General features: G+C 60.7%; 21 protein-coding genes and 1 other RNA gene. 9 read left to right on the top strand and 13 right to left on the bottom strand.

Annotation, left to right across the window (positions count from 1 at the left end; genetic code table 11):
• Positions 1-31 precede the first annotated feature (31 nt).
• Entirely contained in the window at positions 32-1,399 is a 1,368-nt protein-coding gene (locus QYH43_RS07680; protein WP_095057527.1) for a CYTH domain-containing protein, read from the top strand.
• Between the two features lie 107 nt (positions 1,400-1,506).
• Here QYH43_RS07680 and QYH43_RS07675 read toward each other — a convergent pair whose 3' ends face one another.
• Positions 1,507-1,971, bottom strand: a complete 465-nt coding sequence (locus QYH43_RS07675; RefSeq protein WP_095057528.1) for an Lrp/AsnC family transcriptional regulator — start codon at positions 1,969-1,971, stop codon at positions 1,507-1,509.
• A gap of 126 nt (positions 1,972-2,097) precedes the next feature.
• On the opposite strand from QYH43_RS07675, the gene QYH43_RS07670 reads away from it, so the two are divergent.
• The 3 genes from QYH43_RS07670 (at position 2,098) to QYH43_RS07660 (ending at position 4,703) form a co-directional block, all read left to right on the top strand.
• On the top strand, positions 2,098-2,436 hold the full coding sequence (locus tag QYH43_RS07670; RefSeq protein ID WP_301156775.1) for a hypothetical protein: 339 nt from the start codon (positions 2,098-2,100) through the stop codon (positions 2,434-2,436).
• 88 nt (positions 2,437-2,524) lie between these two features.
• Positions 2,525-4,309 carry a GspE/PulE family protein gene (locus QYH43_RS07665; RefSeq protein WP_301156774.1) on the top strand — a complete coding sequence of 595 codons (1,785 nt, stop codon included), beginning with the start codon at positions 2,525-2,527 and terminating at the stop codon, positions 4,307-4,309.
• Positions 4,310-4,382: 73 nt separating this feature from the next.
• Complete coding sequence (locus QYH43_RS07660) at positions 4,383-4,703, top strand: DUF2388 domain-containing protein (protein WP_095057531.1); 321 nt, start codon at positions 4,383-4,385, stop codon at positions 4,701-4,703.
• 108 nt (positions 4,704-4,811) lie between these two features.
• On the opposite strand, the gene gcvP is transcribed toward QYH43_RS07660, so the two are convergent.
• From gcvP to QYH43_RS07610, 10 genes are all read right to left on the bottom strand, one after another.
• Positions 4,812-7,685 carry an aminomethyl-transferring glycine dehydrogenase gene (gene gcvP, locus QYH43_RS07655; protein ID WP_301156773.1) on the bottom strand — a complete coding sequence of 958 codons (2,874 nt, stop codon included), beginning with the start codon at positions 7,683-7,685 and terminating at the stop codon, positions 4,812-4,814.
• 232 nt (positions 7,686-7,917) lie between these two features.
• Positions 7,918-8,301 (bottom strand): glycine cleavage system protein GcvH, encoded by a 384-nt coding sequence (gcvH, locus tag QYH43_RS07650; RefSeq protein WP_301156772.1) that lies wholly within the window; start codon positions 8,299-8,301, stop codon positions 7,918-7,920.
• Between the two features lie 49 nt (positions 8,302-8,350).
• Positions 8,351-9,433, bottom strand: coding sequence for a glycine cleavage system aminomethyltransferase GcvT (gcvT, locus tag QYH43_RS07645; protein WP_301156770.1), 1,083 nt, complete (start codon positions 9,431-9,433; stop codon positions 8,351-8,353).
• Positions 9,434-9,588: 155 nt separating this feature from the next.
• Positions 9,589-11,205, bottom strand: coding sequence for an iron ABC transporter permease (locus tag QYH43_RS07640; protein WP_095057535.1), 1,617 nt, complete (start codon positions 11,203-11,205; stop codon positions 9,589-9,591).
• Positions 11,206-11,406: 201 nt separating this feature from the next.
• Positions 11,407-12,411, bottom strand: a complete 1,005-nt coding sequence (locus QYH43_RS07635; RefSeq protein ID WP_053163697.1) for an extracellular solute-binding protein — start codon at positions 12,409-12,411, stop codon at positions 11,407-11,409.
• Between the two features lie 120 nt (positions 12,412-12,531).
• Positions 12,532-13,749 carry a 2-octaprenyl-3-methyl-6-methoxy-1,4-benzoquinol hydroxylase gene (locus QYH43_RS07630; RefSeq protein WP_301156885.1) on the bottom strand — a complete coding sequence of 406 codons (1,218 nt, stop codon included), beginning with the start codon at positions 13,747-13,749 and terminating at the stop codon, positions 12,532-12,534.
• Positions 13,750-13,758: 9 nt separating this feature from the next.
• Positions 13,759-14,244 (bottom strand): DUF4442 domain-containing protein, encoded by a 486-nt coding sequence (locus tag QYH43_RS07625; protein WP_095057537.1) that lies wholly within the window; start codon positions 14,242-14,244, stop codon positions 13,759-13,761.
• Positions 14,237-15,424, bottom strand: a complete 1,188-nt coding sequence (gene ubiH / locus QYH43_RS07620; protein ID WP_301156768.1) for a 2-octaprenyl-6-methoxyphenyl hydroxylase — start codon at positions 15,422-15,424, stop codon at positions 14,237-14,239. The genes QYH43_RS07625 and ubiH overlap by 8 nt, the downstream gene beginning before the upstream one ends.
• Positions 15,421-16,755 carry a Xaa-Pro aminopeptidase gene (gene pepP / locus QYH43_RS07615; protein WP_095057539.1) on the bottom strand — a complete coding sequence of 445 codons (1,335 nt, stop codon included), beginning with the start codon at positions 16,753-16,755 and terminating at the stop codon, positions 15,421-15,423. The genes ubiH and pepP overlap by 4 nt, the downstream gene beginning before the upstream one ends.
• A gap of 27 nt (positions 16,756-16,782) precedes the next feature.
• Complete coding sequence (locus tag QYH43_RS07610; RefSeq protein WP_095057540.1) at positions 16,783-17,340, bottom strand: YecA family protein; 558 nt, start codon at positions 17,338-17,340, stop codon at positions 16,783-16,785.
• Positions 17,341-17,534: 194 nt separating this feature from the next.
• On the opposite strand from QYH43_RS07610, the gene QYH43_RS07605 reads away from it, so the two are divergent.
• The 4 genes from QYH43_RS07605 (at position 17,535) to QYH43_RS07590 (ending at position 18,959) form a co-directional block, all read left to right on the top strand.
• Positions 17,535-17,744 carry a TIGR02449 family protein gene (locus QYH43_RS07605; protein WP_003177365.1) on the top strand — a complete coding sequence of 70 codons (210 nt, stop codon included), beginning with the start codon at positions 17,535-17,537 and terminating at the stop codon, positions 17,742-17,744.
• Positions 17,741-18,058 (top strand): cell division protein ZapA, encoded by a 318-nt coding sequence (locus QYH43_RS07600; RefSeq protein WP_301156766.1) that lies wholly within the window; start codon positions 17,741-17,743, stop codon positions 18,056-18,058. Before QYH43_RS07605 ends, QYH43_RS07600 begins: the two co-directional genes overlap by 4 nt.
• A gap of 30 nt (positions 18,059-18,088) precedes the next feature.
• Positions 18,089-18,267, top strand: a non-coding RNA gene (gene ssrS, locus QYH43_RS07595) — 6S RNA.
• A gap of 86 nt (positions 18,268-18,353) precedes the next feature.
• Positions 18,354-18,959 carry a 5-formyltetrahydrofolate cyclo-ligase gene (locus QYH43_RS07590; RefSeq protein WP_095057542.1) on the top strand — a complete coding sequence of 202 codons (606 nt, stop codon included), beginning with the start codon at positions 18,354-18,356 and terminating at the stop codon, positions 18,957-18,959.
• 35 nt (positions 18,960-18,994) lie between these two features.
• On the opposite strand, the gene QYH43_RS07585 is transcribed toward QYH43_RS07590, so the two are convergent.
• Positions 18,995-19,150, bottom strand: coding sequence for a hypothetical protein (locus tag QYH43_RS07585; RefSeq protein ID WP_007978897.1), 156 nt, complete (start codon positions 19,148-19,150; stop codon positions 18,995-18,997).
• Positions 19,151-19,346: 196 nt separating this feature from the next.
• On the opposite strand from QYH43_RS07585, the gene QYH43_RS07580 reads away from it, so the two are divergent.
• Complete coding sequence (locus QYH43_RS07580) at positions 19,347-19,796, top strand: EVE domain-containing protein (RefSeq protein ID WP_095057543.1); 450 nt, start codon at positions 19,347-19,349, stop codon at positions 19,794-19,796.
• Between the two features lie 83 nt (positions 19,797-19,879).
• Here the strand turns inward: QYH43_RS07580 and QYH43_RS07575 are convergent, their stop codons facing one another.
• Complete coding sequence (locus QYH43_RS07575) at positions 19,880-20,290, bottom strand: flagellar basal body-associated protein FliL (protein WP_095057544.1); 411 nt, start codon at positions 20,288-20,290, stop codon at positions 19,880-19,882.
• Positions 20,291-20,409: the final 119 nt, after the last annotated feature.

Raw genomic sequence — 20,409 nt, 5'->3', positions numbered from 1 at the left:
GGCTGCGCTCCCGATCCTGGATTTTCCGGCCATGCAGAAAGAAACCGAAATCAAACTCCGCGTCAGCCGCGAAACCCTCGCCGCCCTGCGCGAGCACCCGTTACTGAAAAAACGCAACAAAAGTGGCTGGGAACGCCGTGAATTGATGAACCAGTACTTCGACACGCCTGAGCGCGATCTGGCCCGGGCCAAAGTCGCCCTGCGCCTGCGCAAGGATGGCGAGGAAGTGATTCAGACCCTCAAGACCCGCGGCCAGAGCGTCGCCGGTTTGTCCGAGCGTAATGAATACAACTGGCCCCTGCCCAAAGCCAAGCTCGACGTGAAAAAACTCGACGGCGAATGCTGGCCCGAGGAACTGGCCGAACTGGACAAGAAAACCCTGAAGCCGATCTTCACCACCGATTTCGTCCGCGAATACGCTGAAATCGCCTGGGGCCGTGGCAAAACCAAAGTGGTCATCGAAGCCGCGCTGGACCTGGGTCACGTCGTCGTCGGCAAACAGAAAGAAGAAATCTGCGAGCTGGAGCTGGAATTGCGCGAAGGCGATCCTGCCGCGCTGCTGGAACTGGCCGCCGAGCTGGCTGAAAAACTGGCGTTGATGCCGTGCGACATCAGCAAGGCCGAACGCGGTTATCGCTTGTATGACGCCCACAGCTACTCGTTGAGCCTGCCGGCACCGCAGATCACGGCCGAAACACCGCTGGACGATGCTTTCGCCGCGCTGAGCTGGCATTTGCTGAGCAGCAGCCAGCGTCTGGCCGAACAGTATCGCTTCAATGGTCACTGGCGCCTGTTGCAGGACTGGGTCGAGTGCCTTGCTGAAATGCGCGCACTGATCAGCAGTCTCGGTCAGGCAGCCCCGCGTCAATCGACCCACGACCTGCGTGTCGCGCTCGACGCTTTGCTGGAAGACTGGCGCCCGTTGGTTCAGGCCGGCCTGGACGATGAAGACGTGCGCAAAGCCGCGCCGGAGCAGTTCCTCGAAGAACTCGAAGACCCGCGCTGGGGCCTGTTCTCCCTGACCACGTCGCGCTGGTTGCTGGCCCGCACCTGGGCTGCCGAGCGCAACACCCGTGGCAATCGCCAGGGCGCTGCGCAATTGGGCAGCTGGTTGCCGCGCCTGCTGGGCGAGGAAGCCACTTCGTTGCAATTGCAGCGTTATCAGCAACAGCCGGAAGACCTGGCCGAGCAACTGCCGCGCATCGAACGCATCCAGGTCTGGCTGCACCATGCGCGCAACGTGCTGGAGATCCCGGAAATGGATCGCCTGTACGGTGAGCTGAACAAACTGGCGCAGTTGGCGAACGAATCGATCACCGACGAAGTGCTGGACGCGCGTAAACAGCAGGCGATTGCGGTGTATCAGAACCGTGCGTGGAAAATGCTGTTGCGCATGTAATACCGCCATCGCCAGCAGGCTGGCTCCCACAGGGGATTTGTGACGTACACAAAACCAAGGTGGGAGCCAGCCTGCTGGCGATGGGGCCGCACAATTACCGCAGCATTTCAGACCGGCAAACTCGTCGTCGACTTGATCTCCGATAACGCCACGATCGAGTTCACTTCCTGAATCCCGGGCACCATCGACAGTTTCTCGAAGAAGAAACGCTCGTACGCCTCGATGTCCGCCGTGACAATCCGCAGCAAGAAATCCACCGCCCCCATCAGCACATAACATTCCAGCACTTCCGGAAAGCCGCGAATCGCGTCGGTGAACTCCGTGAAATTCGAGCGGCCGTGGGCGTTGAGTTTTACTTCGGCGAAGATCTGCGTGTTCAGACCGATTTTCTTGCGGTCGAGCAAGGTCACTTGGGCCCGAATGATCCCCTCCTCTTTCATCCGCTGAATCCGTCGCCAGCACGGGGATTGCGACAGGCCGACCTGTTCGGCGATCTGCGCACTGGACAGCGAAGCGTCCTCTTGCAGCAGCGCGAGTATCTTGCGGTCATAACTGTCCAGCTCGATCTGCATGAATAAACCCTTAAGTGAGCAATTTGCGCATTGCATGATTCAACAAAGCCGCTATACGCCCCATCTTAGACAAGAAATACCCGGTAACGGATGTAAAAATTTCTCCAATGACTCTGGAGCCCGACCATGCCGCATTTAGAAGCCGTGAACACCCCGCCCACCCGCGCCGATGTCTGGCATGTCAGCAATGCCCACTGCCGTGTGCACTACCAAATGCTCGCCGAAGCCGAACCGGATCTTTTGTGTCGAGCGCTCAACCTGTTCGCTTTGCAGTTCCTGACGCCGGATCAGGTCAATGTGCATCGCCAGGACGACCTGCTGGTCATCGACATCGTCATGGACGGATTGAGCTGGCACCGCGCCCAAGTGATTGCTGAAAAACTTCGTAACCTGATCAGCGTTTGCTCGGTCGAGCTGCAAGCGGCTGATTCTGCCTGGGGCGAAGCGGCTCAGGCGGCGGGCTGAAAAACCCTGACACGGCTTCGTCGGGTAGTGGCCCAGCGGTCTGCAATGCCACGGCTATCCTTTGCGGACTTGTTCAAAAGGAGTCCGCATGTCCGTTCAACTCGCCATTCAGGACCGCTGGCTGGATCTCAATGAGGTACTGCGTGAACTGGTCGCCCAAGGCTTGATCAGCCAGGACTCGGCCGAGCACGCGCTCAATGCCCGACGCCGTCACGCCGCCCATGGCCAGGTGCATCCGCTGGAGTTTATTGCCGATCAGCATCTGGACGACCTGAGCAGGCCAGGCAAACGCCTGGACCTCGAAAGCCTCACCCTGTGGCTGTCCCGGCAGGCCGGCCAGCCTTACCTGCGCATCGACCCGCTGAAAATCAACGTCGCGGCCGTGACGCCGCTGATGTCCTACGCCTTCGCCCAACGCCACAAGATCCTCGCCGTCGCCATCGACCGTGACGCGGTGACAGTGGCCAGCGCCCAGCCTTACGTCAGCGGTTGGGAAGCCGACTTGACCCACGTGCTCAAGCTGCCGATCAAGCGCGTGGTGGCCAACCCGGTGGACATCCAGCGTTTCAGCGTCGAATTCTTCCGCTTGGCCAAATCGGTCACCGGGGCGAACAACGCCGATCAGCAGGTCAACACGCTGGGCAACTTCGAGCAGTTGCTCAACCTCGGCGCCAGCGACCAGGAGCCGGATGCCAACGACGCACACATCGTCAACATCGTCGACTGGCTGTTCCAGTACGCGTTCCAGCAACGCGCCAGCGATATCCATATCGAACCTCGACGCGAACAGGGCACCGTGCGGTTTCGCATCGACGGCGTGTTGCACAACGTCTATCAATTCCCACCACAGGTCACCATGGCGATTGTCAGTCGCCTGAAGAGCCTTGGCCGCATGAACGTCGCGGAAAAACGCAAACCTCAGGACGGCCGGGTGAAAACCAAGACACCGGTCGGCGGCGAGGTCGAGTTGCGCCTGTCCACGCTCCCGACGGCCTTTGGCGAAAAAATGGTCATGCGGATTTTCGACCCCGAGGTGCTGCTCAAGGACTTCGATCAGTTGGGCTTTTCTGCCGATGACCTGCGCCGCTGGCAGGACATGACTCGCCAGCCCAACGGCATCATCCTGGTCACCGGCCCGACCGGTTCGGGCAAGACCACCACCCTCTACACCACGCTGAAAAAACTGGCGACGCCGGAGGTCAACCTCTGCACCATCGAAGACCCGATTGAAATGGTCGAGCCGTCGTTCAACCAGATGCAGGTCCAGCACAACATTGACCTGACCTTCGCCGCCGGTGTGCGGGCGCTGATGCGGCAAGACCCGGACATCATCATGATTGGCGAAATCCGCGATCTGGAGACGGCGGAAATGGCAATCCAGGCCGCGCTCACCGGCCACCTCGTGCTGTCGACGCTGCACACCAACGATGCCCCCAGCGCCATCAGCCGCTTGCTTGAACTCGGCGTGCCGCATTACCTGATCAAGGCCACCGTGCTCGGCGTCATGGCCCAGCGTCTGGTGCGAACCCTGTGCCCGCACTGCAAGGCGCCGATAACACTGGGGGACGACGACTGGCAAACCCTGACCCGCCCCTGGCAAGCGCCATTGCCGATCAATGCCCAACGCGCTGTGGGTTGTGCGGAGTGTCGCGATACCGGTTATCACGGCCGCGCCGGGGTCTACGAAATCATGCAGCTCAGCGACGGCATGAAAGCGCTGATCCGTCCCGACGCCGACCTGCTGGCCGTGCGAAGGCAAGCGTTCAAGGAAGGCATGCGCAGCCTGCGCCTGTCGGGGGCGCAAAAGGTCGCGGCCGGTTTGACCACGGTTGAAGAGGTATTGCGGGTGACGCCCCAGAGCGAACAACTTTAGGTAAGGCGATGATTGAACTCGATGGGGGGAAGGCAATCCAACGGCGGATTTTATCCATTGGAGTCACCTTTTCATGCGTTTCAAACTTGCTGTTGCAACCGTCGCTCTGCTGTCTCTGCCTGTCGGTTCGGCAATGGCCGATACGTTTTGGCGGAACGTTCTGACGTCCGGCGCAACCACCGGTTCGTCTTACCTGACATCCAAGGATCAAAAGCTGGTCGTCGCAACCCAGGATGACGCCAGCAGCTTCGTTGCCAGCGATGGCGGCATCCGCGGGCCTTACCTGGAAGCCGCCATGCAAGAAGTCCGCGCCGACAACCCGGGCCTGCAAGCCACGGACATGGAGCTGGCGAACGCGATTCTGGCGAAGAATGCCGTGGCTGCTGCGGAGTAAGCTTCGTTGCCGGACTAAAAATGCCGCTCACATGAGCGGCATTTTTATATCTGACAGATCGCAGCTCAATCGTAGGCGCTGCCGAAGGCTGCGATCTTTTGATCCTGCCTAACGGTAATCATCCACCGGCACACACGCACAAAACAGGTTCCGGTCCCCGTACACGTTGTCCACCCGATTCACCGCCGGCCAGTATTTATGAGCCTTGGTGTGTGCATCCGGGGTGATTGCCTGTTCGACGCTGTACGGCCGTTCCCAGATACCGGTGATATCGGCGAGGGTATGCGGCGCCCCTTTCAACGGATTTTCTTCGGCCGGCCAGTTGCCGTTTTGCACCTCGTTGATTTCCGCACGAATGCTCAGCATGGCGCCGATAAAGCGATCCAGTTCGGCCTTCGATTCACTTTCGGTCGGCTCGACCATCAGCGTCCCCGGCACCGGAAACGACATGGTCGGCGCATGGAATCCGTAGTCCATCAAACGCTTGGCCACATCCTCTTCGGTAATGCCGGTCAGCGCCTTGAGCGGTCGCAAATCGAGAATGCATTCGTGGGCCACACGCTCATTGCGCCCGGTGTAGAGCACGGGAAAGGCCCCGGCCAAATGCCGCGCCAGGTAATTCGCGGCGAGGATCGCCACTTCACTGGCGTCCGCCAGTTGCGGCCCCATCATGGCGATGTACATCCAGCTGATCGGCAAAATGCTCGCACTGCCCCAAGGCGCAGCGCTGACCGCACCGTTCTGCGGTTGCGGCCCATCGATCGGCACCACCGGGTGATTGGCCACGAACGGCGCCAGATGCGCACGCACCCCAATCGGCCCCATGCCTGGGCCGCCACCGCCGTGGGGGATGCAGAACGTTTTGTGCAGGTTCATGTGCGACACGTCGGCACCGATGTCCGCCGGTCGCGCCAGGCCGACCTGGGCATTTAGGTTGGCGCCGTCCATGTACACCTGACCGCCGTGCTGGTGGACCACTTCGCAAATCTCGCTGATGCCTTCCTCGTATACCCCGTGGGTCGAAGGATAGGTGGCCATCAGGCAAGCCAGTTTGTCCGAGGCCGTGGCAGCTTTTTCCTTCAGATCGTCGAGGTCGACGTTGCCTGCCTCATCGCATTCGACGATCACCACGCGCATCCCGGCCATTTGTGCCGACGCCGGATTGGTGCCGTGGGCCGACGACGGAATCAGGCAGATATCCCGACCGCCCTGCTGGCGACTTTCGTGGTATTTGCGGATCGCCAGCAGCCCGGCGTACTCGCCTTGTGCACCCGAATTGGGCTGCATGCAGATCGCATCGAAACCGGTGATCGCGCAGAGCCAGCGTTCCAGCTCCTCGATCATCAACGTGTAACCCACGGCCTGCTCTTTCGGCACAAACGGGTGCAGGTTGGCGAACTGCGGCCAGGTGATGGGAATCATCTCGCTGGTGGCGTTGAGCTTCATGGTGCACGAGCCCAGCGGGATCATCGATTGATTGAGCGCCAGGTCCTTGTTTTCCAGTTGTTTGAGGTAGCGCAACATTTCGGTTTCGCTGTGATGGGCGCTGAACACCGGATGACGCAGATAAGGCGAAGACCGCAGCAGCTCTTCGGGAATGCCGCCCGGCAAGACTTCAGCATCCAGATTTTCAATGCTGAGCCCGTGATCGGCCCCGAGAAAAACATCGAACAGTTTGGCGACGGTGGTTTCATCGCAGGCCTCATCCAGGCTCAGGCCCAGTTGGCCGCGCCCCAGAATACGCAGGTTGATCTGCGCCGCCCGGGCACTTTCGATGATGGCGGTCTGGGCTCCACCGACATCGAGCGTCAGTGTGTCGAAGAAGTGTTGATTGACGCGGTTGATGCCGTTTCGCGCCAGGCCTTCGGCGAGGATGCAGGTCAGGCGATGGACGCGCTGGGCGATGCGCTTGAGCCCTTCGGGGCCGTGATACACCGCATAAAAACTGGCGATATTGGCGAGCAACACCTGGGCGGTGCAGATGTTCGAATTGGCCTTTTCCCGACGGATATGTTGCTCGCGGGTTTGCAGGGCCATGCGCAGGGCAATGTTGCCGCGCGCATCTTTGGAGACACCGATGATCCGCCCCGGAATCGCCCGCTTGTATTCGTCGCGGCTGGCAAAGAAGGCCGCGTGAGGTCCGCCATAGCCCATCGGCACGCCAAAACGCTGGGATGAACCGAACACCACGTCCGCGCCCAACTCTCCGGGCGGCGTCAGCAACAGCAGGCTCAACAAATCCGTGGCGACGCAGGCAATCGCTTGCTGCGCATGCAGGTGATCGATCAACGGTCGCAGGTCATGGATCTCGCCGTGGGTATCTGGGTACTGCAACAACGCGCCGAACACCTGGTGCTGTTTCAAGTTATCCACAGCGTCGACGACCAGCTCGAAACCGAAACCTTCGGCGCGGGTCTGCACCACGGAAATGGTTTGCGGATGACAGTTTTCATCGACAAAGAACACATTGCTTTTGGACTTGGCGACACGCTTGGCCAGGGCCATGGCTTCCGCCGCTGCGGTGGCTTCATCCAGCAACGAAGCGTTGGCCAGCTCCAGACCGGTAAGGTCGATGGTGAGTTGCTGGAAATTCAGCAGCGCTTCGAGGCGACCTTGGGCAATCTCCGGCTGATAGGGCGTGTAAGCGGTGTACCAGCCTGGGTTTTCCAGCACGTTGCGCAGGATGACGGCCGGCGTGAGGGTGCCGTGGTAGCCCATGCCGATCAGGCTGGTCCAGACCTGGTTCTGTTCGGCGTAACCCCGCAACTTGGCCAGCGCGGCTTCTTCGTCGAGTGCCGGGGGCAGATCCAGCGCACGATTCAGGCGGATGCCGGGCGGCACGGTTTGCTCGATCAATTCAACCCGGCTGCCAACACCCAGACTGTCGAGCATTGCCTGCTGCTCGGCGGCGTCGGGGCCCAAGTGGCGGCGGAGAAAGGCATTGGGATCGCGTAACTGGCTCAGGGACGGCAACTGGGACATGACGGGCTCTCTCTTGACTGGCGCTCAACGTCGATGCAACACGGTCAAACCAGCATAGCAGCCACCCTTGTAGGAGCGAGCTTGCTCGCGATGACAGCGAGCGCGCCGCGGGGGGCCTGGGTTGTAGCGTTTTCGTTAACGATCCATCGCGAGCAAGCTCGCTCCTACAAGGGAAAATCGCCAGACAACAAAAAGCCCCGACGGGTCGGGGCTTTGGGGTGACGCTTGAAGCTTATTCGCCGATGGCGGTCTTGTAACCGGCGGCATCGAGCAGCTTGTCCAGATCAGCGGTATTGCTTGGCTTGATCTTGAAGATCCACGCTCCGTACGGGTCGGAGTTGAGCAATTCAGGCTCACCACTCAGTGCTTCGTTGACCGCGATCACTTCACCGGCAATCGGCGAATAGATGTCGGATGCGGCTTTAACCGACTCAACGACACCCGACTGATCACCGGCAGCAAACACGTTGCCAACCTCGGTCAGTTCAACAAACACCACATCACCCAGCGCTTCCTGCGCGTGATCGCTGATGCCCACGGTGACGGTGCCATCGGCTTCCAGACGTGCCCATTCGTGACTTTCGGCAAAACGCAGGTCGGCAGGGATATTGCTCATGTTCTGTGTCCTCAGGAAATTGTCAGCGGTCATCAACCGCCAAAAAAGATTAGATCAAGGTTTTGCCGTGGCGAACGAAGGTCGGTTTGACCACCCGGACCGGGTACCACTTGCCACGGATTTCCACTTCGGCGCGGTCGGCAGTTGCCATCGGCACGCGCGCCAGTGCAATCGACTTGCTTAGCGTAGGAGAGAAACTACCACTGGTGATCTCCCCTTCGCCAACATCGGCTATACGAACCACCTGATGAGCACGCAAAACGCCACGCTCCTCGAGGACCAGCCCCACCAGTTTGTGCTGGATCCCGGCAGCCTTTTCGGCTTCCAGGGCCGAGCGGCCGATGAACTGACGCTTGGCCGGTTCCCAGGCGATGCTCCAGGCCATGTTCGAGGCCAGGGGTGAAATGTCTTGCTGAATGTCCTGGCCGTAAAGGTTCATGCCGGCCTCGACGCGCAAGGTATCCCGGGCACCAAGGCCTATCGGAGAGATCCCGGCACCGACCAGATCGTTGAAAAATCCGGGTGCCTGATCGGCTGGCAGGACGATCTCCAACCCGTCTTCGCCGGTATAACCGGTGCGCGCGATGAACCAGTCACCGTCGGGCTGACCTTCGAAGGGCTTGAGTATCTGGATCAGATTGCTGCGGGACTGGCTCACCAGTTCGGCAATTTTCTGCCGGGCGTGGGGACCTTGAATGGCCAGCATCGCCATTTCGGAACGCTCGCTCATCTGCACGTCAAAGCCGTCGAGATGGGCTGACATCCACGCGATGTCCTGATCGCGGGTGGACGCATTGACCACCAGGCGATAACCCTCGTCGAGGCGATAGACGATCATGTCGTCGACGATACCGCCCTGCTCATTGAGCATGGCGCTGTACAACGCACGGCCGGGGCTGTGCAGGCGCTCGACATCATTGGCCAGCAAATGCTGGAGCCAGGCTTTGGCCTGGGGGCCGCTGACATCGATCACGGTCATGTGGGATACATCGAAGACACCGCAATCGCGACGCACCTGATGGTGCTCCTCGACCTGCGATCCATAATGCAGAGGCATGTCCCAACCGCCAAAATCGACCATCTTCGCGCCAAGGGCGAGATGAAGGTCATACAGAGGCGTACGCTGTCCCATGGGTTTCTCCTTCCGGGCGTGGCGAAGGTGCGGACAAGTGCTGCACAGCTTGAACCCTTTGAATTAAAGGCTTTTAGCCGATTTCAGCCACTTGGTCTGTCAGACGGACCGCACCGAATGCCGCGCATTGTAGCCGCAAGGTGTAGGACTGGCACCTAGGTGTTTCGATGCGCTGAACGTCGGATCAATCCGATGACCGGTAGCAGCCCGACCAACACGAGGGTCAACGCCGGCAAAGACGCCCTCGCCCACTCGCCTTCGCTGGTCATTTCAAAGATCCGCACGGCCAGCGTATCCCAGCCAAACGGGCGCATCAGCAGGGTCGCGGGCATTTCCTTGAGCACATCGACAAAGACTAGCAACGCTGCGCTCAAGGTGCCGGGCAGCAACAACGGCAGATACACTTTGAAAAAAAGTCGTGGCCCACTGACGCCTAGGCTACGTGCCGCTTCGGGCAAAGACGGTCGTATACGCGCCAGACTGCTTTCCAGCGGCCCGTAAGCCACGGCGATGAAACGCACCAGATACGCCAGCAGGAGCGCCGCCAGGCTGCCGAGCAGCAGCGGTTTGCCAGCGCCGCCGAGCCAGCCCGAGAGCGGAATCACCAGCTCACGATCCAGGTAACTGAATGCCAGCATGATCGACACTGCCAGCACCGAACCGGGCAAGGCGTAGCCCAGATTGGCCAGGCTGACCCCGGCCCGAATCCCTTGGGTCGGCGCCAGACGCCGGGCAAACGCCAGCACCAGGGCGACGCACACGGTAATCAACGCCGCCATCGCGCCCAGATACAAGGTGTGGACGATCAGCCCGGTGTAACGCTCATCAAGATCCAGGCGCCCGCGCTGCCAGAACCAGACAACCAATTGCAGCATCGGAATGACGAAAGCGCAGGCGAAGACCAGTCCGCACCAGGTCATGGCCGCCAACGCCTTGAACCCTCGCAGGTGATACAACGCCTTGACCCGTGGTCGCTCGTTGCTCGTCCGGTTGGCCCCGCGAGCACGCCGCTCGCCGTACAGCACGACCATCACCACCAGGAGCAACAGACTGGCGAGTTGCGCGGCGGTAGACAGGCTGAAGAATCCGTACCAGGTCTTGTAGATGGCCGTGGTGAAGGTGTCGAAGTTGAACACCGACACAGCCCCGAAGTCCGCCAGGGTTTCCATCAGCGCCAACGCAACACCCGCGCCAATGGCCGGCCGCGCCATCGGCAATGCCACCCGCCAGAACGCCTGCCACGGCGATTGGCCCAGGACCCGCGCCGCTTCCATCAGGCCTTTGCCCTGGGCGAGGAACGCGGTGCGCGCCAGCAGATACACGTAGGGATAGAACACCAGCACGAGCACGACAATCACGCCGCCCGTGGAGCGCACACGCGGCAGACGCAGCCCCGTACCCAACCATTCGCGTAGCAGGGACTGCACCGGCCCGGCGAAATCCAGCAGGCCGACGAAGACGAAGGCCAGCACGTAGGCAGGAATGGCGAACGGCAGCATCAACGCCCAATCAAGCCAGCGTCGACCGGGGAATTCGCAAAGGCTGGTCAGCCAGGCAAGGCTCACGCCTAGAAGCGTCACACCCACACCGACGCCCAACACCAGGGTCAGCGTATTGCCCAGCAGCCGTGGCATCTGCGTGTCCCAGAGGTGGGACCAGATCTGTTGATCGATGGTCTGCCAGGACAGCAGCAGCACGCTCAGGGGCAGCAGAACCAACGCAGCGATGGCGAAGACCAGGGGATACCAGCGGCGTTGGGCGGGGTGGGCCAAGGACAAAGCTCTCTAAACGATGAAATGGTCAGAATTGGGAGTGGATAGATTTTGTAGGAGCTGGCTTGCCAGCGAAGACGGCCGAAAGATCGCTGCAACACGCAAGAACGCCTTCGCCAGCAAGCCGGCTCCTACAGGAGCAAAACGCGGGGCGCACAAACAAAACGCCCCGCATAGGCGGGGCGCAGTATAACGGGCGACTCAGTTCCAGCCAGCGCGATCCATCAGGCGAATCGCTTCGGCCTGGCGCTTGCCGGCGATTTCCACAGGCAAGGTATCAGCAATGAACTTGCCCCAGGCCGCGACTTCAGCCGATGGCTGCACAGCCGGGTTGGCCGGGAATTCCTGGTTCACATCGGCAAAGATTTTCTGCGCCTCAGGCGTGGTCATCCACTCCACCAGCGCCTTGGCCGCTTCCGGGTGCGGGGCGTACTTGGTCAGGCCGATACCCGACAGGTTGACGTGCACGCCACGGTCCGCCTGGTTCGGCCAGAACAGTTTTACCGGCAAATCCGGCTTCTGCTTGTGCAGGCGGCCGTAGTAGTAGGTGTTGACGATGCCGACGTCGCACTGACCGGCATTGATCGCCTCCAGCACCGCTACGTCGTCGGAGAACACGTCGGTGGACAGGTTGTTGACCCAGCCCTTGAGGATTTTTTCGGTTTTCTCTGCGCCGTGCACTTCGATCATGGTGGCGGTCAGGGACTGGTTGTAGACCTTCTTCGCCGTGCGCAGGCACAGGCGACCTTCCCAGTTCTTGTCGGCCAGCGCTTCGTAGGTGGTCAGTTCGCCCGGTTTCACGCGGTCAGTGGAATAGGCGATGGTCCGCGCCCGCAGGCTCAGCCCGGTCCAGGCATGGGAAGCGGCGCGGTATTGCAGCGGGATGTTGGTGTCGATGGTTTTCGAGGTGAACGGCTGGAGGATGCCCATCTGCTCGGCCTGCCAGAGATTACCGGCATCAACGGTCAGCAGCAGGTCGGCCGTGGCGTTCTCGCCTTCGGCCTTGATCCGCTGCATCAGCGGCGCTTCCTTGTCGGTGATGAATTTCACCTTCACACCGGTTTTCGCGGTGTAGGCATCGAAGACCGGCTTGATCAGCTCATCGATACGCGAGGAGTAGACCACCACCTCGTCAGCAGCCTGGGCGGCGGTGCTGCCGATCAGGGTCAGGGCGATTGCGGTCAGTAGACGCTTCGGTGCCAACATGGGAGCGGTCCCTCGAATGAAAAATGAAGCCAAATGATAAGGACTCACATTTGCCTTCTCAATCGAACACTTCGTGGAGGAGTTACCAGATGTTGCACAACCGTAAATCCACCACGCTCCTCAGGCTTTGGCGAGCGCTGGCAAATCGCCGATCAGCCCTAACGCCTCACGCACAAACAACGCCTTGGCCTCGGGCATCTGGTCAACCATCTTCAACCCGGTATTGCGCAACCAGCGCACCGGCAGCGGATCGGCCTGGAACAACCGCTCGAAGCCTTCCATCGCCGCCATCAACGCCAGGTTGTGCGGCATGCGCCGACGCTCAAAGCGGCTGAGGACCTTCACGTCCGCCAGACGCTCGCCACGGGCAGCGGCTTGCAACAGCACTTCCGCCAATACCGCTGCATCGAGAAACCCAAGGTTTACACCCTGACCGGCCAGTGGATGAATGGTGTGGGCCGCGTCGCCGATCAGCGCCAGGCCTTGCGCCACATAACGCTTGGCATGACGCTGACGCAGCGGCACGCACAGGCGTGGGTCGGCACTGAGGACTTCGCCGAGCCGGCCTTCGAAGGCGCGTTCGAGCGCTTTGCAAAAATCCGCGTCGTCCATGGCCATCAGGCGTTCGGCCTCGCTTGGCGTGGTCGACCAGACAATTGAACACCAATCCTGCTGCCCGTCCCGCTCCAACGGCAGAAACGCCAGTGGACCGGTGTCGGTGAACCGCTGCCAGGCCGTCGATTGATGGGGCTTGGCGCTGCGCACACTGGTGACGATCGCGTGGTGCAGGTAATCCCACTCGCGCGTCGCGACACCGGTCAGGCGTCGCACCGCCGAATTGGCGCCGTCCGCCGCAATCACCAGCGGCGCACGCAAAGTACGGCCATCGGCCAGGGTCAGCAGCCAGTCGTCGCCGGAGCGGCGCATCTGCTCCAGGCGCGCGTTGGCCAGCATCCCCAGGTCGCAATCGTGCAAACGGTCAAGCAAGGCGTCCTGAACCACGCGGTTCTCGACGATATGCCCCAGCGTGTCGGCATGCACGCTGGCCGCCGAGAAATGGATCTGCCCGGTGCCGCTGCCATCCCAGACCTGCATGTCGGTGTAAGGGGCGCTGCGGCGCTTGACGATGCCGTCCCACACGCCCAGGCGTTCGAGAATTCGCTGGCTGGCCGCCGACAAGGCGCTCACCCGCGGTTCAAACGGTGCCTGGTCGTCGAAACGCTTGACGCTCAACGGGCTGCCGTCCAGCAGCAGGACTTCCAGACCGCTGTCCTGCAATGCCAGCGCCAAGGCGCTGCCTACCATTCCGGCCCCGACAATCAGCAGATCTGCGCGCATTTCCATGCTTTAAGCCTGTCTCTCTTGCGGCTTGAGCCGCACGTAAAGGGTTTTCCCGACCCGGGCCACGAGGTGACCGGCGCCGTCATGAATATCGACTTGCAGTTGCGGCAGGTATTTTTCGCCATCGGCCGTCTGCCGGCGGATCTCATCGAGCAAGGTGTCGTCAATGGTAAAGCGGGCGAACACCGGACCTTTGCCCGGCGAAATGAAATCGATGTCGGCGGCCTTGTCCCAGACAATGTATTGGCGTCCGAGGTTTTCCATCAGCATCAGCATGAAAAACGGATCGACCATCGAGTACAGGCTGCCGCCAAATTGGGTGCCGACATAATTGCGGTTGTACCAGGTCAGGCCCATGGACACCCGGACATCGCGAAAATCGTCACTGATGTGCTGCACCCGCACGCCCGCGCCGAGGTATGGCGGGTAGAAGCTCATGAAGCGGCGCATCAATCGGGCTTTGCCGAACTTGCGAGTCAGCCACTTAAGCATCAGGGCGAGTACCCAAACCCATGGCCTGGCGGGCGAACCAGCGTTTGGCCGGTGGCAGCAGATCGAGGCCGAGCAGGCCGATGTTGCGCCCCAGGGACACCAACGGCTGGGTGCTTCCGAACAGGCGCGTGACCTGATCGGAGAAGCCCACGGTAAGGTTCTGATCGAGGCGCTGACGTTCGCGGTACGCCTGCAATGTGGCGAAATCGCCCAGTGATTTTTCACTGGAGAGCAAGGCATCGGCCAACGCCTGGGCATCACGCAGGGACAGGTTGAAACCCTGGCCGGCAATCGGGTGCAGGCTGTGAGCGGCGTTGCCGAGCACGGCCAGATGCGGACGCACCTGTTCCTCGGCTTCCACCAGCGTCAGCGGATACAGATGCCGTGCGCCGACCTGTTTCAACGTGCCGAGGCGATAACCGAACACGCCCTGCAACTCGCTGAGGAAGCTGCGCTCATCGAGGGCTGCGAGTCGTTGCGCGTCCATGCCCAGACGGGTCCAGACCAACGCACAGCGGTTTTCCGGCAGCGGCAGCAACGCCATCGGGCCGTCATCGGTGAATCGCTCGAACGCCATGCCGTTGTGGGATTCGCTCGGGGTGATGTTGGCGATCAGCGCGCTCTGGTTGTACGGGCGCGTCTTGATGCCGATCCCCAGTTGTTCACGCAGACCGGAACGGCCGCCATCGGCGAGGACCGCGAGGTCGCATTCCAGGGTGGTTTCATCGTTGAGGGTCAGGCGATAGCCATCGGTCAGCGGCTCCATGCGCGTGACTTCCGCCGGGCAACGCCAACTGATCACGTCCTTGTCCAGGCCTTGCCACAGGCATTGGCCGAGCCAGGCGTTTTCCACCACATAGCCCAGCGCCGGAACGCCCTCTTCCATGGCCGACAGGCGCGCAGTGGAAAAACGGCCACGGTCGGACACATGAATCTGCTTGATCGGCTCGGCGCGGCGGGAAATCTCCTGCCAGACGCCCAACCGCTGGTAAATCTGCCGGGAACCGAAGGACAACGCCGAAGAACGGGCGTCGTAGCTCGGTTGATACGTATCGCCGGGAGCAAACGGTTCGATCAGCACGATTTTCCAGCCCCGGGCCTTCGCCCCGGCCTGTAACGCCAACGCCAGGCTCGCACCGACCAGACCGCCACCGATAATCGCCAGATTGACTCGACTCATGCTGCTTGCGTCCGCGCTTGAGCCATCAAGGCCTCGATCTCGGCGACCGTTTTCGGTACGCCGTGGGTCAAGATTTCACAGCCGGTTTTGGTGACCACTACGTCGTCCTCGATGCGCACGCCAATGCCGCGCCATTTTTTCGCGACTTTCTGATTGTCCGGGGCAATGTAGATGCCCGGCTCCACGGTCAGCGCCATGCCGACTTCCAGCACGCGCCATTCACCACCAACCTTGTATTCGCCGACATCATGCACATCCATCCCCAGCCAATGGCCGGCGCGGTGCATGTAAAACGCCTTGTAGGCTTCGCTGGCGATCAACTCGTCGACGGTGCCCTCAAGCAGGCCCAGCTTGAGCAGACCGGCCGTGATGACCCGGACCGTCGCTTCGTGCGCCTGATTCCAGTGTTTGTTCGGGGCGATTTCAGCGAAGGCCGCTTCCTGGGAAGCCAGCACCAGCTCGTAAATCGCTTTCTGTTCCGCCGAATACTTGCCGCTGACCGGAAAGGTGCGGGTGATGTCGCTGGCGTAGCAGTCGATCTCGCAACCGGCGTCGATCAACACAAGATCGCCGTCCTTGAGCAGCGCGTCATTCTGCTGGTAATGCAGGATGCAGCTGTTGCGCCCCGCCGCGACGATCGAGCCGTAGGCCGGCATTTTCGCCCCGCCCTTGCGGAATTCGTAATCGAGCTCCGCTTCCAGACTGAATTCGTGCAAACCGGCGCGACAAGCCTGCATGGCTCGAACGTGCGCCTGGGCGGAAATCCGCGCGGCCTCGCGCATCACCTTCACTTCTGCCGCCGATTTATACAGGCGCATGTCGTGAAGCAGATGATCCAGGGCAACGTATTCGTTCGGTGGCTGGGCGCCGAGGTTGGCCTTGGAGCGGATCACGTTGATCCAGTCCATCAGGTGGCGGTCAAATTCGGGGTTGCTGCCCATGGCCGAGTACACCCGGTCGCGCCCTTCAATCAGGCCCGGCAGGATGTCGTCGATATCGGTGATCGGGAACGCGTCGTCGGCACCGAAGTCGCGGATCGCGCCCTCTTGCCCGGCACGCCAACCATCCCACAACTCGCGCTCGGCGTTGCGCTCGCGGCAGAACAGGATGTATTCGCCATGCACGCGCCCCGGCATCAATACCAGTACAGCCTGAGGCTCGGGAAAACCGCTGAGGTACTGGAAGTCACTGTCCTGACGGTAGACGTGCTCGACATCGCGGTTGCGAATGGCCACCGCGGCGGCAGGCAAAATAGCGATGCTGTTGGGTTCCATCTGCGCCATCAAGGCCTTGCGGCGACGGCTGTATTCCGATTTCGGGATATGGATCATGGGCAGATGGTTTTCCCTTTTCTACGATTAATGCAAAGACGGTTTGGCGGCAGCCGGCACGTCTTTTTTGGTCTCGGAGAACAGCAGCAGCGGCGCGACGCGCAAGTATTCCATCACTTCCATATAGTCGGTTTCGCCGTCTTCGGACTCTTCCAGGGCGTCTTGCACCTGGGAAATGGCCGCCAGATCCTGCAAAACCTCGGTGGCCTCGGTGCTCAGGGCGCTGCTGTCACGACAGTTCAAGCCGAAACCGCTGAGGAAGCCCTGACACCATTGGCCCAGTGCGATGGCACGGTCGGCAAGCGGAGCGTCGTCGGTCGGCAGCAGCAGAACGACGGTCACGTCGTCACCGGTGAGCTCGCCCTTGACCATCTCTTGCAGGCCGATCAAGGCGCTGCGAACGTTGTCCTGCGGCTCGTTTTCGAGCAATTCGGCGGCATCGATCAGCCAGCCTTCGGCATCGAAACCGGCGCCGGCGCAGCTGCGGCCGAGCAACAGGCCATGCAGTTCGGCGGGCGAGACGTTATGACCGCTGGAGGTCAGCAGGGTGGCAAAGGCTTGGTACGGGGAATTCTGAATGGTCATGGGCAGCTAGGCGCCAGACGGCGCTATGTCTAGAATGAAGGCCTTGTATCCTACATCGACTACCCCTGTAGGAGCGAGCACGCTCGCGATGGTCGCAAACGATTACGCTGGGTACCTGATACTCCGCGGCGTTATCAAACTCATCGTGAGCAAGCTCGCTCCTACAGGCCGACACCCATCAGACAGTGAATACAATGGAAGACACCGACCTGCAAGCGCTGATGGCCAGACTCGAGCTGCTGATTGACCGAGTCGAGCAACTAAAGAGTCAAAATGGACTCTTACTAGCTCAGGAAAAGACCTGGCGCGAGGAACGCGCGCACCTCATTGAAAAAAACGAAATCGCCCGGCGTAAGGTCGAATCGATGATTTCGCGCCTCAAGGCCCTGGAGCAAGACTCATGAGTTCAAGCAATAGCGTCACCGTGCAGATCCTCGACAAAGAGTATTCGATCATCTGTCCCCAGGAAGAGCGCAGCAACCTGGTGAGCGCCGCCCGTTACCTGGACGGCAAGATGCGTGAGATCCGCAGCAGCGGCAAAGTCATCGGTGCCGATCGCATCGCCGTGATGGCCGCGCTGAACATCACGCATGACTTGCTGCACAAGGAAGAACGCCCGGATGTGCAGGTCAGCGGTTCGACCCGCGAGCAGGTTCGCGACTTGCTCGATCGCGTCGACCTGGCGCTCGCCGCCGATCCGGACGTCACCAAAGGCTGATTAGCGCAACCGCTTGAGGTATACTCGCATCACTCCCTGGGGTGCTTGCCAGTTGACCACGTCCCTGAGCCGATTCGCACTACCCTGGAGGTTGCACGTTGGGCTGGTGTGCATGTCCGCTAGACGGAAAGCCTTAAAGCCTACTGCATCTTCCACCTTGAACTTTCGGGTTCAAGGGCTAAGTCAGCAGCGGTTCATCCGGGGAGCCTGATTCCAGTCCGATGCCGGTTTAAATACCGGCATCGGCTTTTTTACGGGTACGCTTTACGTATCCGTCCTGCCGAAGCCCGATTCCATGACCGAACCTGCGCTGCTTCCCCGCCCGCAACTTCGACGCATGCTGCGCAAGGCCCGCCGCGCACTGACACCCAGTCAGCAGCGCCAGGCCGCTCGCGGGCTGTACAAGCAATTGGCTCAGCAGCCATTGTTTCGCCGCGCCAGACACATTTCGCTCTACCTGCCCACCGACGGTGAAATCGACCCGCGCCTGTTGTTGCGTGCCGCGCAACGCCGGGGCAAGGCCACTTACCTGCCGGTCCTGAGCGCCTGGCCGCGAACCAAAATGGTCTTCCAGCGCATCCGACCGGGGGAAAAGCTCAAGCCCAACCGCTTTCGCATCCTCGAGCCACGAGCCAACATCGCCCGTCAACGCAAGGTCTGGGCGCTGGATCTGGTGCTGTTACCGTTGGTGGGTTTTGACGATGTCGGTGGCCGACTGGGCATGGGCGGTGGCTTCTATGATCGAAGCCTGGCTTACCTGGCGCGTCGCAAGGACTGGCGCAAGCCGACGCTGTTGGGACTGGCCCATGAATGTCAGAAGGTCGAGCGATTGGCTCAGGCGAGCTGGGATGTGCCGCTGCAAGGAACGGTAACGGACAAGGCCTGGTATTACGCAGGCTAGACGCCACTGGAATCAGCGGCGCCGAAAAAACAGGATCAGCGCTTGAAGGCTGTCGACTGTTGCTGCAGCTGTGCGAGTTCAACCGGCGCGTCAGTCTTGCTGGCCCACAGGCTTTGGGCATAGCCAGTGGTCACGACGCCAAGGCCGAACAAAATGACCAGAATCCATAGTAAATCCGGTTTGCGTTTCATCGATTGCCCCCCAAAGGCACATCAACACGATGACAGCAGCGGTTTCCGTTTGTAGGCCGTGCAGCAGCGTCAAGCTTTAAAGGCCGGCATTTTGCGGCAACGTGAACCGCTGCGCAAACGCTGACGTCAACCGACTGTCGGTTTGTCATAAAATCGCCCGACAACCTGTCCAACCACCTCGCAAGGAGCCAGAACCATGGCCTATTGGCTGATGAAATCCGAGCCCGACGAACTCTCGATCAAAGGGCTGGAAAAGCTCGGCAAAGCGCGCTGGGACGGGGTTCGCAACTATCAGGCGCGCAACTTCCTGCGGGCGATGGCGGTGGGGGATGAGTTTTTCTTCTATCACTCCAGCTGCCCCGAGCCAGGGATTGCCGGGATCGGCAAAATTATCGAAGCCGCGTATCCGGACCCGACGGCGCTGGAACCGGAAAGCCACTACTACGACCCAAAGGCCACGGCTGAGAAAAACGCCTGGAGCGCGATTGATGTCGCTCACGTCGAGACGTTTGCTCGGGTGCTGAAGTTGGACTATCTGAAGCAGCAGGCTGCGTTGGCCGAGATGCCATTGGTGCAGAAGGGTTCGCGGCTTTCGGTGATGCCAGTGACTGAAGATCAGTGGGCGGCGGTGATTGCACTGCGCTGAGATGCCTTTGTAGGAGCCGGCTTGCTGGCGATGGCGGTCTTGAGGGCGCTATCGCCAGCAAGCCGGCTCCTACGGATCCAGCATTACTGGATGATCAAATTGTTGAACAACAGATCTTCAACCACCGGCTTGCCGGTTTCATCGTTCATGATCTGCTGGGTCTGCTTCAGCGCTTCCTGACGCAGCTTTTCCTTGGCCTCGACGTTGTTCATCGTCTCGGTGGTCTGCTGGGCAAACAGCGCCACCAGCTGATTACGAATCAACGGTTCGTTGGCCTTGACCGCTTTGGTCGCCTCTTCACCGGTCACGCGCAACGCCACATCGGCCTTGTAGACCTTGAGCTTGGGCGTGCCGTCCAAACCATAGTTGCCCACGAACGGCGGGCTCAGGGTGATGTAATTAACCTTCGGCGCCGTTTCACCCTCTTTGGCTTCTTCGGCCACCGCTGCCACAGGCAGAGACAGGGCCAGCATCAACATGATCCACGCTTTCACAATTCGCTCCTTATCCGGTTTGCGGCCTAGCATAACGACCCGCCAAGCCAGCACAAGCTTATGGCTGACTATCAGGGTCGGGCATGCTCGTTGACCCGTCGACTCACACACCTACACTT

This window comes from Pseudomonas sp. C32 (assembly GCF_030417915.1).
Classification (GTDB): Bacteria; Pseudomonadota; Gammaproteobacteria; order Pseudomonadales; family Pseudomonadaceae; genus Aquipseudomonas.
This window is presented reverse-complemented; position numbering and strand designations above follow the sequence as displayed.